This window comes from Gymnodinialimonas sp. 57CJ19, from assembly GCF_038396845.1.
Classification (GTDB): Bacteria; Pseudomonadota; Alphaproteobacteria; order Rhodobacterales; family Rhodobacteraceae; genus Gymnodinialimonas.
The window spans coordinates 660,104-673,095 of the sequence record NZ_CP151587.1 but is presented as its reverse complement, the minus strand read 5'-3'; the positions used below and the strand labels follow the sequence as shown (position 1 = coordinate 673,095).

Below are 12,992 nucleotides of genomic sequence, written 5' to 3'. Positions count from 1 at the left end.
ACCTCGTGGCGGGCGCCGCGAAACCCAGCAATGACGGATGATCACACATGCTTATCATCAATAACCCCAGCGGCCTTCAGCACGAGATGCCCGACGGCCATCCAGAGCGTATCGCCCGTTTAGAGACTGTTTTCGCCGTCTTGGCTGAAGTAGAAGCCGATCGGGTAGAGGCGCCTTTGGCCACCGAAGACGACATCGCCCTGTGCCACCCGCAAAGCTACATCGACGCCCTGCGCAATGCGATGCCCGAGGCCGGGATGGTTCAGATTGACGCCGACACCAGTGCCTCGGCGGGCACGTGGGAAGCGGCGCTGCGCGGTGTCGGCGGCTGTCTTCTGGCCGTGGACCGTGTCCTGTCTGGTGCCCACAAGCGTGCCTTCGTGGCCACGCGGCCGCCCGGTCACCACGCCGAAAAGACCCGTGCCATGGGGTTCTGCCTGTTCGGCAATATCGCGATCGCCGCCCGTCACGCGCTGGAACGCCATGGGTTGTCCCGTGTGGCTGTGGTTGATTTTGACGTACACCACGGCAATGGCACCCAAGACATCCTGTGGGACGAGGCGCGGGCGTTGTTCATTTCGTCCCATCAGATGCCGCTCTACCCCGGTTCGGGCGCGGTGCATGAGCGGGGTGCCTCTGACAACGTGATGAATCTGCCGCTGTCCCCCGGCTCGGACGGACAAGCGATGCGCTCGCGCTACGAAAGCCATGTGTTCCCGCGCCTGCGCGAATTCGCGCCTGAGTTGATCCTGATCTCTGCCGGGTTTGATGCCCATACCCGTGACCCCCTCGCCAACCTGAACTGGGAGGACGAGGATTTTGCCTGGGTCACGCGCGAACTGGTGAAGGTGGCTGAAGAGGTCTGCAAAGGCCGCATCGTCTCGACTTTGGAAGGCGGGTATGATCTTCAGGGGCTCGGCGACGGCGTGCTTGCCCATGTGACAGAGTTGGAGGACCACGATGACCGATAAACCCATCGAGGAAATGAGCTTCGAGGATGCGATCCGCGAGTTGGAGCAGGTCGTGACCCAGCTGGATCGGGGCGACGTGGCGCTGGAAGATTCCATCAAGCTTTATGAACGTGGCGCGGCCCTGAAGGCCCGCTGCGAAGCGAAGCTGAAAGAGGCCGAAGAAAAGGTCGCGCAGATCACATTGGATGCCAGCGGCCAACCGAAAGGTGCGACCCCAGTTGAGGGTCTGTAACGCGTGTTCGAGACGACCCTGAGCGATGCGCAAACGCGCATTGGCGACTTCCTGACAGAGCAATTGGCGCAGTTCGGTGATGACGATATCGCCCACGGCATGCGTTATGCCGTTGGTGGCGGTAAGCGCCTTCGTGGGTTCTTGGTATTGGAAAGCGCGGCGCTTTTTGACGTGCCCCAAGAGCGTGCGCTTTATGCGGCGGCGGCGGTGGAATGCCTGCACGCTTACAGCCTTGTCCACGACGATCTGCCCTGCATGGACGACGACGACCTGCGCCGGGGCCAGCCCACGGTGCACAAGAAATGGAACGAGGCGACGGCCGTTCTGGTCGGCGATGCGCTTCAGACCTTCGCGTTCGAGTTAATAAGCGGCGAGGACGCCGGCACGGCGGAGGAGCGGGTGGCCCTGTGCGCGAGCCTCGCGAAAGCGAGCGGTGCGCAGGGGATGGTTTTGGGTCAAGCTCAAGATATTGCAGCGGAAACTGCCGGCCGCCCACTGACGCTAGAAGAAATCACCGACCTGCAAGCCAACAAGACGGGCCGCCTGATCGAATGGCCCGCCCTTGCGGGCGCGGTGCTTGGCCACGCTGATTCCGCGCCGTTGCGGGCTTACGCCCGTGCCATTGGCCTCGCGTTTCAGATTGCCGATGACATTCTGGACGTCGAAGGCGATGCGGCGCTTGCGGGGAAGGCTCTGCGCAAGGACGCTGATGCAGGAAAGGCGACGTTCGTGTCCCTCCTCGGGCTTTCCGCGGCCAAGGCCCGCTCCCAAGCCCTCCTCGCAGAGGCCACTGCGGCGCTTCAGCCCTATGGCGATAAAGCGCAGAGTCTTCGCGATTTGGCGCACTATATAGTGACTCGAGATAAGTAACTCCGCTCAAGTAGCCAAAGGCGATAGCGGATAAAGAAGCACCCCGCTCAAGTAGCCGAAGGCGGTAGCGGATAAAGAAGCACCCCGCTCAAGTAGCCGAAGGCGGTAGCGGAAAAAGAAACACCCCGCTCAAGTAGCCAAAGGCGGTAGCGGAAAAAAGGAATGTTATGAGCGAGCGCCCAACGACCCCATTGCTGGACAAGGTGAACTCTCCCCATGACCTCAAGGGGTTGAGCGATGCTGATCTGAAGCGTCTGGCCGATGAACTGCGGGCCGAGATGATTTGGACCGTCAGCCAAACCGGCGGCCATTTCGGGGCAGGGTTGGGCGTGGTGGAAATGACCGTCGCGCTGCACGCGATCTTTGATACGCCCCGTGACAAATTGATCTGGGATGTGTCGCATCAATGCTACCCCCACAAGATCCTGACGGGGCGGCGCGAGCAGATGCTGACGATCCGCCAGAAAGACGGCCTGTCGGGTTTCACCAAACGCTCAGAATCTGCTTACGATCCGTTCGGCGCGGCGCATTCGTCGACCTCGATTTCTGCGGCCCTCGGTTTCGCCGTCGCCCGTGATCTGGGTGGAGATAGCGATACTGGCCATGGGGACGCAATTGCGGTGATTGGCGACGGGGCCATGTCCGGCGGCATGGCGTTTGAGGCGATGAACAACGCGGGCCATCTGGGCAAGCGTCTTATCGTGATCCTCAACGATAATGAGATGTCTATCGCGCCGCCAACAGGCGCAATGTCTTCCTATTTATCAAGGCTTTACGCAGGCGCCCCGTTCCAAGAATTCAAAGCCGCCGCCAAGGGTGCCGTATCCCTTCTGCCCGAACCTTTCCAAGAAGGTGCCCGCCGCGCGAAGGAGCTTCTGAAATCCGCCACGGTCGGTGGCACCTTGTTTGAGGAGTTGGGCTTTTCTTACGTCGGGCCGATTGATGGCCACGATATGGAGAGCCTCCTGTCAGTCCTGCGCACTGTGAAATCTCGCGCCGATGGGCCGATTCTGATCCATGCGATCACCAAAAAGGGCAAGGGATACTCGGAACATCGCGCCGATCGCGGCCACGCCACAGCCAAGTTCAACATCGCCACCGGAGAGCAGGTTAAAGCCCCCTCCAACGCGCCAAGCTATACCAAAGTTTTCGCGCAATCCCTGATTGCCGAGGCCGAAGACGATCCCAAAATCGTCGCTGTCACCGCCGCAATGCCCGATGGAACGGGCCTTGACCTGTTCGCAGAGCGGTTCCCAAGCCGTTGTTTTGATGTAGGAATTGCCGAGCAACACGGGGTGACCTTCGCCGCGGGTATGGCAGCAGGCGGGCTGAAGCCGTTCGCCGCGATCTATTCGACGTTCCTGCAACGGGGCTATGACCAGATCGTCCACGATGTGGCCATTCAACGCCTGCCGGTGCGCTTCGCGATTGACCGGGCGGGGCTTGTGGGGGCCGATGGCTGCACCCACGCGGGCAGCTACGACATCAGCTACATGACCAACCTTCCTGGCATGGTGGTGATGGCCGCTGCCGATGAGGCCGAGCTGCGCCATATGGTGCGCACCGCGCTGGAGATTGACGACCGCCCCAGCGCCTTTCGGTTTCCTCGTGGGGAAGGTGTCGGCGTCGAATTGCCGGAGCGTGGCACGGCCTTGGAGATCGGAAAAGGTCGCATGATTTCAGAGGGTTCTCGGGTTGCGATCCTCAATTTCGGCACCCGGCTGAAAGAGGTGCAAGAGGCCGCAGAAACCCTAACGGCGCGCGGCATCACCCCCACAATTGCCGACGCGCGTTTCGCCAAGCCGCTGGATGAGGAGCTGATCCTGCAACTCGTTCGCCATCACGAGGCGTTGATTACCGTCGAAGAAGGCGCTGTGGGTGGCTTCGGCTCTCATGTCGCGCAATTGCTGGCGGAAAAGGGCGTGTTTGACACTGGAATCAAGTACCGGTCCATGGTGTTGCCCGACATCTTTATCGACCAGGCCAGCCCACGCGATATGTACGCGATTGCGGGGATGAACGCTGAGGATATCGTGGCGAAAGTTCTCACCACTTTGGGTGTGGAAGTGCTGAGCCAGCGGGCCTAATGCGCGCCCCATGGGTATATCAATGGTATATCAATCGGGTTTTGACCGTGCCCGATCCAACTTCTCTTCGATGGCCAGCAACCTCTCCATCACTTCATCACGATAGGCATCCGTTGCGGCATTGCTTTCTTCGGCGTGGGCGTCCTGCATCGAGTTCACGACAAGGCCCACGATCAGGTTCACCACGGCGAAGGTCGTGACCATGATGAACGGTACGAAGAATAGCCAGGCGTAGGGGAAGACCTCCATCACCGGGCGGACGACGCCCATGGACCAGCTTTCCAGCGTCATGATTTGGAATAGCGTGTAGAGCGACAGGCCGATGGTGCCGAACCATTCGGGGAATGGGTCCGCAAATAGTTTCGTCGCCATGACCGCGCCGATGTAGAAGATGATCGACATCAGCAGGAAGACCGATCCCATGCCGGGCAGTGCCGTCAGCAACCCCTCCACCACACGGCGAAGTGAGGGGACGGCCGAAACGACTCGCAACACCCGAAGGATGCGCAACGCCCGCAGGACCGACAGGCCTTGGGTTGCGGGGAACAGGGCGATGCCGACGATGATGAAATCGAACAGGTTCCAGCCGTTGCGGAAGAAGCGAAAGCCTTGGGCCACCAGCTTCAGGGCTATTTCGATGATAAAGATGCTTAGGCAGAGTGTATCGAGAAACTCGATCAGCGGGCCGTAAGACGCCATGATGGGCGCGGAAGTTTCCAGCCCCAGGATGATCGCGTTGAAGATGATAACGCCGATGATGAAATTGCCGACAGAAGGCCGCGCAAGCCAATGTGCAAGGCGGGTGCGAAGGTCGGACATGGGGGCGCTCCTTTGGGTCAGCCGCTCATATGGGCAAGGGAGAACCGCGCTGCAAGTTCCACGTGAGGCGACCAGCGGAATTGGTCCACCGGTTGCACCCAGTCCAGCGTGTAGCCAGCCTCTATCAGAATCGCAGCATCACGGGCGAACGTGACGGGATTGCAGGAAACCGCCGCGATAACAGGGACTTGCGCTTTGGCGAGTTCGATTGTCTGCGCCTCGGCCCCGGCGCGGGGCGGGTCAATCACGATGGCGTCGAACGTTGCCAGTTCGTCCGGCAAAAGAGGGCGGCGAAACAGGTCGCGTTTTTCCCAGGTGATCGGTTTCAGGCCCGTGGCAAACCGGGTGGCGTGGTCGAGCGCGTCCAACAGGTCGGGGGCTGCCTCCACCGCATGAACCGGTGCGGATTGGGCAAGGGGCAGGGCGAAGGTGCCGATGCCGCAGAACAGGTCCGCGACGTTTTTGGCGCCCTGCACGGCCTCGGCCACAGCACCTTGCAGCGCCGCTTCGCCGTCTTGCGTGGCTTGCAGAAACGCGCCCGGAGGCGGCACAGCGCGGGCCGAGCCAAGGGTCAGGCGCGGCGGGGTTTCCGTGAACACAGGCTCGTCCCCCCAAGTCAACCGCGAGAAGCGGCCGCCTGCCACTTGTGGCAAGGCCGCGCGGAGCGGTCCGTCGAGTGGCTTTGCCCCGGTCACCAGTAGGTCGATGCCGGTTTCCGTCAGCGTCACGGACAGGCCCAGAGTGGCCGAGCGCGACGCCCCGGTTTTTACGATCTCCTCAAGTGCAGGGATCGTATCCAGCAGCGCAGGCTCTAGCAATAAACAGTCTCTAATCGGCACGATAGTGCCTGATTTACGAGCATGAAACCCGATCATCGCGCCTTTCTTGGTCCGCGTCCCTGCAAGGGTCGCTCGGCGGCGCGACCGGGGGGCAGATGTCACGATGGGGCGCAGGGGCACGGGGAGATCGTGGGCCTGCAAAGCCTTTGTGATCACATCTTCTTTCCAAGTCGCCACGAAAGGGTCAGAGGCATGCATCAGGCTGCACCCGCCGCAGGATTTGTAGTGCGGGCAGGGGGCTTTCACTCGGTCCGACGATGGCGTGACAATGGCGGGCGCGGCCATTCGGTCGCCGTCCACCTCGCCCGAGACCACTTCGCCGGGCAGGGTGAGGGGCACGAAAACCGGGCCGTCCGCGATGCCGTCGCCATGGTGGCCGAGGCGTTTGATCGTCAGCTCAACCATGGGCCACCGCCAGTCCGCGCGATGCGCGAGGAAGGAAAGGGAAACGATCGAAGTGCGGGCGGCCGAAACGGGCGGCGAAATGGCTGGCATAGGTCATGGGGGAGCTTTGCGACAAAGCACGCGGCGGGACAAGTCCCGCGCTAGGCCGTCGCCGCGTCGTCCAGCCCGATAAACCCGCCCGATTGACGGTTCCAATACCGCGCATACAGCCCGTCCTGCGCCAAAAGCGCCTCGTGGGTGCCGTCTTCGACGATCCTGCCGTTATCGAGCACGATGATCCGATCCATCGCGGAAAGGGTAGACAGGCGGTGGGCGATGGCGATGACGGTCTTTCCCTCCATCACGCTGTGGAGCGTGTCTTGAATGGCGGCTTCAACCTCGGAATCGAGCGCGCTTGTGGCCTCATCCAGCACCAGAACCGGAGCGTCTTTGAGGAAGGCGCGGGCGAGGGCCACGCGCTGGCGTTGTCCGCCCGATAGCTTCACGCCGCGTTCGCCCAAAAACGCCTCGTACCCCTTGTTGTCACGATGGTCGCGCAGGTCCTGGATGAAGTCATGCGCCTCGGCCCGTTTGGCGGCCTCGACTACCTCGGCCTCGGTGGCATCTGGGCGTCCGTACAGGATGTTGTCCCGTGCCGTGCGATTGAACATGGCGGTGTCTTGGGTGACCATCGCAATCTGTTGCCGCAGGCTATCTTGGGTGACGCTGCTTACATCTGTGCCGTCCAGCAAAACACGACCCTGTTCTGCATCGTAGAGCCGCATCAGAAGGGCCACGAGGGTCGACTTCCCGGCCCCGGAAGCCCCGACGACACCCAGTTTTTCGCCGGGGGCAATCGTCAGGTCGATGGCATCAATCCCACCGGTCCGCTGCCCATAGGCGAAAGACACGCCGTCGAACTCGATGGCTCCCGACAGGCGTGGCAACGTGGGGGCATCATCGGCATCGGTCAGCCCATGGGACGGGGTAAGGGTGCGCATCCCGTCCTCCAGCTCACCCAGGTTGGCGTAGATCCCCATCAGGGTGAACGACACCCAGCCTGTCATCTGCGAAATACGCATGGAAATAGCGCCAATCGCGGCAATATCGCCGGGGGTGGCCTGGCCACTTTGCCAGAGCGAGACACCGCTGAGCACCAGAACAACGGGTAGCAATCCGGCGGTGGTCATCAGGGCGAAACGGAACCCGGTCGAGAGGGTCCCGAACCGCAGCGCGGCGGCGCGGTAATTGCCCATCGCCTCGGTCGCGGCGGCGTCTTCGTGGTCGGTATGGCCAAACAATTTGACGGTCTTGATGTTGGTAATCGTATCAACAACCTGCCCCGTCACATTCGCCCGCGTGGCGGCTCGGGCCTTGGCGCGCACCCGAATGCGCGGCAGATACCAGCGGATCATCACCGCATAAATCCCACACCAAGCCAGCAGCAAGACAGCGATCCGCCAGTCGATCGCCACCAGCAAAACCACCGTCCCCATCAGCGTAATGATGGCGTAAGCGGCGGCGTTAATCACCTCGGTCACGATGTTTACAAGCGCGGTGGCCGCCTGCATTTGCTTTTGCGCGATCCGGCCCGCAAAATCGTTATCGAAGAAGCTGATGTCGTGGCCCAAGGTCCAGCGATGCAGCCGGGATTGCACCAATGGCGCGATGTTGGGCGGCAGAACGATGCCGGTAAACGCGGCGGAGGAGCCGAAGAACAGCGGCCGAATCATCAGGTAGAACAGGATGTAGCCCGCGACCAGCAACCCATGGGTGCCAAGGTAGTCCGCCGTGGGCCCGGTAGTCGTGTCGATCAACGCGCCCAGGTACCAAGCGGCGGCGACCTCCATCAAGCCGGCAAAGCCTGAAAATAGCGCCGCGATGAACATGATCGGCCATGCGCCCGATAGGCACCATTTGATGAAAGGCCAAAGGGTTTGGGGCGGCGGGCCATCGGCTTTTGCAAAGGGGGGCACAAGGCTGGAAAGCCAGTCTACAACGCGCGTTAGAGTATTCACTTGGCGGTTTCCTCTGTATCCGTGTCGGCGCCGATGAAGCCACCTGACTGCCGCGCCCAGAAGCTGGCATATAGGCCACCTTGCGCCAAAAGCACCGAATGAGGGCCGTCTTCCACCACGCGGCCGTCGTCCAGCACCACGATCCGATCCATCTGCGCGATGGTCGACAGGCGGTGGGCGATGGCGATGACAGTCTTGCCCTGCATCACCCCGTAAAGCGTTTCTTGAATCTGCGCCTCGACCTCGGAATCGAGCGCGCTTGTCGCCTCATCCAGCACCAGAATCGGGGCGTTCTTCAGGATCACACGGGCCAGCGTCACCCGCTGCCTCTGCCCGCCCGAAAGCTTCACGCCTCTTTCCCCCACATGGGCGTCATAGCCTTTGCGGCTCTGGGGGTCTTCCAGATCAAGGATGAACTCATGGGCCTCGGCCCGTTTGGCAGCTTGGATCATCGCCGCATCCGAGGCACCGGGCGCCCCGTAAAGGATGTTATCGCGGACTGATCGGTGCAGCAGGGAGCTGTCTTGTTGCACCATACCAATCACCCCGCGAAGGCTGTCCTGCTGAACCCGCGCGATATCTTGCCCGTCGATCAAGATACGACCCTGTTCGGCATCGTAGAACCGCAACAACAGCTTCACGAGTGAAGACTTTCCGGCCCCCGACCGCCCCACAAGCCCCACCTTCTCGCCCGGCTTGATCGTCAGCGAGATGCCATCCAGCCCGCCCGCCGCGCGCCCATAATGGTGGCTGATTCCATCCAGCGTGATTTCACCCTGCGTCAAGAGCAGGGGTTTGGCGTCCGGGTCATCGACCAGCTCGATTGGTACGGTAATCGTCTCCATCCCTTCGGCGACAACGCCGAGGGCGCGGAAGAACGTGGAGACCGCCCACATGATCCAACCGGTCATGGCGGACAGCCGCAGCGCCAAGGCCGTCGCCGCCGCGACCACCCCGACAGAGGCCGCACCTTGGGACCACAGCAGAATACCCCACCCCACGACCGCCACGATGAGGAAGCCATTCAGCGTGACCAACATCACGTCCATGGTGGTGAAAATCCGCATCTCTTTGGCGAAGGTCCGGCGGGTGAACTCGATGGCTTCTTTCGCGTAGGCCAGTTCCGAGTCGTTATGGGCGAACAGTTTCACCGAATGGATGTTGGTGTAGCTGTCCACGACCCGCCCCGTGGTCATCGAGCGGGCATCGGATGCGGCTTTGGATGCGGGACCAACGCGTTTCATCGTCCAGCGTAAAAGCAGCGCGTAGAGGGTGAACCAGACCACCAAGGGCAGCGCCAAACGGGGGTCTGATCCCATCAGCAAAATCGCCGCCCCCACCAGATACGCGAGAGAGAAGGTGATCGCGTCAAACACCTGAAAGATCGCGTCCCCCGCACTACCCGGCGTTTGCATGATCCGGTTGGCAATGCGGCCGGCGAAGTCGTTCTCGAAGAAGCCAACAGATTGACGCAGTACCTGTTTATGGGCGCGCCACCGCACCAGTGCGCCGAACTGCGGCAAGATCGCGTTGTTCAACAGCGCCACGTCGATGCCTTGCAAAACGGGCCGGATCGTCAGGATGAAAACAGCGGCCAGCGTCAGTTCCAGCCCGTAGTCGGACAAAACCGTGGCGGGCTCACCTTCGGTCATCAGGTCCACCACACGGCCCATGTACCAGATCAACCCGATCTCGATCGCGGCGACGACGACAGACATGAAAGCGGTCAGCGCAAAGAGCCCCTTGAAGGGCTGCGAATAGTCCCAAAGGAAGGGCCAAAGACGGCGAGGCGGCTGATCCTGGTTGGCGTGGGCTACGTAGGGATCGACCAGATTTTCAAATATCTTGAACATGACAATTCCCGGTCAGGACTGAGGTATAGCGCCCTGTCGGGGAAATGGCCATGCATGGGAGGGCTTGGCAGAGGTGCCCTTCAGGGGCGGAGCAGTTCTGCTTTGGTCAGGGTGAAATCGCTGGCAATCCACCGCGTTTCCAACGCCTTCAGGTGATCGCCCAAGGCTTTGCCCTGCAATGCCGGCAGGTCTGCGGCTTTCACGGGGAATACGGCTTGGGCGCCTTGTTCGGCCAGCCGAAGGGCCTCTGCGCCGGGGGGCTGTTCCGCGATCAACCCACGTAGCAGCAAGATATCACGGGTGGCCACCGCGCCGTGGTGGTACCCCAACGCGCCGGGGGGGGTGAGCGTGCCCATCTCATCGCGGAACAGGGCAAGTTGCTTGGCTTCAGCCTTGGATAGACGAAGGTTACCGGGGTCGCCGCCCAAAGCCGCCAGGCGTCGGATCGCAGCGGGCGCAACGTCGCCTTCCAGCCCCGTCAAAAGGGTCAAAGAAGGCGCATGGGCCCCCGGCAGAACCGCGGCGAGGACGCCTGACTGATCCATCGCCGCGACAGCAGGCGCGGGATCAGGCGCGCGGAGGAGCGTTTTGACCTCGGCCCCGATCCGTTCGCGCGAAAGTTTGGCGATCCCGTCCACCCCGTGCGCACAGGCGGCCAGCCCATCGGCGTCGATACCGCCGGCAGGATCGGCGTACCAAGCGTGGAACCGGAAGAACCGCAAGATGCGCAGGTGGTCCTCGGCAATGCGGGCACTGGCATCGCCAATGAAGCGCAAACGCCGCGCGGCCAAATCTTCCAGGCCCGCGCCATTGGGGTCCAGAACCGTCCCGTCGCGGGTCGCGTAAAGCGCGTTCATGGTGAAATCCCGCCGCGCGGCATCCTGCGCCAGTTCTCGGGTAAAGGCGACAGAGGCATGGCGTCCGTCCGTCTCTACATCGCGGCGTAGGGTCGTAATTTCATAGGGCGTGCCATCGGCCACCACCGTCACCGTGCCGTGGTCGATGCCTGTGGGGATGGTCTTCAACCCGGCCCCTTGAGCCAGTTCCATCACCTGTTCAGGCAGCAGCTCCGTGCAAATGTCGATATCCGCGACGGGAAGACCCAACAGACCGTTGCGCACGCATCCGCCGACAAACCAAACACCATGACCTTGCAGCGCCTCAAATACCGCGACAGTGCCCGCATCGGTCAAACAAGGCGCCTGCAACCGCATTACGCCACCCGATCCGCAAGAGCCTTCAGCATCCGGGCCGTTGCGCCCCAGATGTAATAGGGGCCGTAGGGCACCACAAAGAACTCGCGCCGCATGCCGCGCCATCGGCGACCTTCGACGACGTAATTGGAGGGGTCCATCAGGAATGAGAGCGGGACGCGGAACACCTCGGCCACTTCGCCGGGTTCTGGCTTGGGGGTGAAGTTAGCCTCGATCCGCGCCAGAAAGGGTGTCACGTTGTAGGAGGTGACCGTTTCATGGGGCGACAATTCCGCAAGAATAGTGACGTTTTCCGGCGCCAGTCCGATTTCTTCCTGGGCCTCGCGCAGGGCGGCCTGGGCGGGGGTCTCGACGCCGTCCACCTTGCCACCCGGAAAGGCGATTTGGCCGGGGTGATGCTTGAGGTTGGACGAGCGTTTGGTCAGCACCACCTCATCGCCCAATACCCCGATCAGCACGGCAGCGGGCCGCAAGACACGGTCGGCGGGCAAGGTCACGCCGGGGTTCAGATCATAATCCGACGACCCCGAACCAATGGGCCGCGCCAGAGGTGTCTCCAACGCGGCCGTCATTGTATCTAGATCAAACAGGCGACCCATCGGGGGCCCTTTCGGCCTCGAACCCTAACGAGAGGGGGTCAAAGTCATAGTGGTTGCCGCAGAACTGGCAATCCGCCGTGACCCGGCCTTCCTCGGTCGTCATATGGGCAATGTCCTTGGCCGAATAGATCGACAAAGACTGTCGCACGCGATCCTCGGAACAGGTGCAGCCAAAGCCCACGGGCAACGCGTCGAAGACACGAGGCTGTTCCTCGTGGAAGAGACGCACGAGCAGGTCCGTCGGGGACACATGGGGCCCGATCAGCTCCATCTCGTCGGCGGTATCCATCAGGATGTTGGCGCGGGACCAATCCTCGGCTTTATCGTCGGACACCAGATCGTTAGCAGTCAGCGTGCCTTCATCACTTGTGGGCGGCTCGGCCGCTTCCAGCGAGGATTCCGGCATCACCTGGATCATCATGCCCCCGGCACGCCAGCCCTCGGCCTGACCGGGTTCCTGCGCCTTGCCATAAGACAGCTTGAACGCCGTAGGAAGCTGCTCGGATTGCGCAAAATAAGTCTCTGCACAGGCGGATAGAGACTCCCCACCGATCGGCGTGATGCCTTGATAGGGTGTCATATCCTGGCCCTGGTCGATCAGGATCGCAAAGTACCCAGAGCCGATCTGCGGGAAGGCAGGGGCGGTCAGGTCCAACCGATCTTCATCATAAGAGGCATAGGCGCGGATGCGCGCGGGCTCTCCCTCGGCCTCGGGGGCAAGGAAATCGGTCGCAATCAGGCGGATCGGCCCGTCGGAGCGTACCTGCAACGACAGTTTCCAACGCAGCTTCATGGTCTGCCCGATCAGCGCCGTCAGCAGGGCCATTTCAGCCACCATCGCCTCGATCGGGGCGGGATAATCGTGCTGAGACAGGATCTGGTTCAGCGTCGTGTCCAACCGCGCCACACGGCCACGAATGTCCGAGCGATCCAGTTGGAATGGCAATACCGTGTCGTCCCACGCGAGTTTTGTGGTCATAGTCATGGGGGGCACCCCCTTTTTTGCGAAATTTTCAAAGTCTGGTCCCATATAGGGAGTGCTGTCGCAACACCAAACCCCCCTGTTGCCGCAGTTCTGCCTTGCGCCTGCCGCATGGGATTGGGAC

Annotated in this window: 11 protein-coding genes; 4 read left to right on the top strand and 7 right to left on the bottom strand. The window is 61.8% G+C overall.

What is annotated here, in order from left to right:
• Window positions 1-47: 47 nt before the first annotated feature.
• The 4 genes from AADW23_RS03360 to dxs all read left to right on the top strand — a co-directional run bounded on the left by AADW23_RS03360 (window position 48) and on the right by dxs (window position 4,160).
• A complete protein-coding gene (locus tag AADW23_RS03360) occupies window positions 48-971 on the top strand; it encodes a histone deacetylase family protein (protein ID WP_341863113.1) in 924 nt (307 codons plus the stop codon).
• Window positions 961-1,203 (top strand): exodeoxyribonuclease VII small subunit, encoded by a 243-nt coding sequence (locus tag AADW23_RS03355; protein WP_341863112.1) that lies wholly within the window; start codon window positions 961-963, stop codon window positions 1,201-1,203. Before AADW23_RS03360 ends, AADW23_RS03355 begins: the two co-directional genes overlap by 11 nt.
• A gap of 39 nt (window positions 1,204-1,242) precedes the next feature.
• On the top strand, window positions 1,243-2,073 hold the full coding sequence (locus AADW23_RS03350) for a polyprenyl synthetase family protein (RefSeq protein WP_341864268.1): 831 nt from the start codon (window positions 1,243-1,245) through the stop codon (window positions 2,071-2,073).
• A gap of 167 nt (window positions 2,074-2,240) precedes the next feature.
• The gene (dxs, locus tag AADW23_RS03345) at window positions 2,241-4,160 is read left to right on the top strand and encodes a 1-deoxy-D-xylulose-5-phosphate synthase (protein ID WP_341863111.1); all 1,920 of its coding nucleotides are present in this window, start codon (window positions 2,241-2,243) and stop codon (window positions 4,158-4,160) included.
• A 30-nt stretch (window positions 4,161-4,190) separates the two neighbouring features.
• Here dxs and AADW23_RS03340 read toward each other — a convergent pair whose 3' ends face one another.
• The 7 genes from AADW23_RS03340 to AADW23_RS03310 form a co-directional block, all read right to left on the bottom strand.
• A complete protein-coding gene (locus AADW23_RS03340) occupies window positions 4,191-4,979 on the bottom strand; it encodes an ion transporter (protein WP_341863110.1) in 789 nt (262 codons plus the stop codon).
• Between the two features lie 17 nt (window positions 4,980-4,996).
• Complete coding sequence (locus tag AADW23_RS03335) at window positions 4,997-6,223, bottom strand: class I SAM-dependent RNA methyltransferase (RefSeq protein WP_341863109.1); 1,227 nt, start codon at window positions 6,221-6,223, stop codon at window positions 4,997-4,999.
• A 140-nt stretch (window positions 6,224-6,363) separates the two neighbouring features.
• Window positions 6,364-8,220: an ABC transporter ATP-binding protein gene (locus AADW23_RS03330; RefSeq protein WP_341863108.1), complete on the bottom strand. Its 1,857-nt coding sequence runs from the start codon at window positions 8,218-8,220 to the stop codon at window positions 6,364-6,366.
• On the bottom strand, window positions 8,217-10,073 hold the full coding sequence (locus tag AADW23_RS03325) for an ABC transporter ATP-binding protein (protein WP_341863107.1): 1,857 nt from the start codon (window positions 10,071-10,073) through the stop codon (window positions 8,217-8,219). Before AADW23_RS03325 ends, AADW23_RS03330 begins: the two co-directional genes overlap by 4 nt.
• An 80-nt stretch (window positions 10,074-10,153) precedes the next feature.
• Window positions 10,154-11,266, bottom strand: coding sequence for a CCA tRNA nucleotidyltransferase (locus AADW23_RS03320; protein ID WP_341863106.1), 1,113 nt, complete (start codon window positions 11,264-11,266; stop codon window positions 10,154-10,156).
• Window positions 11,267-11,286: 20 nt separating this feature from the next.
• Entirely contained in the window at window positions 11,287-11,886 is a 600-nt protein-coding gene (locus tag AADW23_RS03315) for a CoA pyrophosphatase (RefSeq protein WP_341863105.1), read from the bottom strand.
• Window positions 11,870-12,871, bottom strand: a complete 1,002-nt coding sequence (locus AADW23_RS03310) for an Hsp33 family molecular chaperone HslO (RefSeq protein ID WP_341863104.1) — start codon at window positions 12,869-12,871, stop codon at window positions 11,870-11,872. The genes AADW23_RS03315 and AADW23_RS03310 overlap by 17 nt, the downstream gene beginning before the upstream one ends.
• Window positions 12,872-12,992 lie beyond the last annotated feature (121 nt).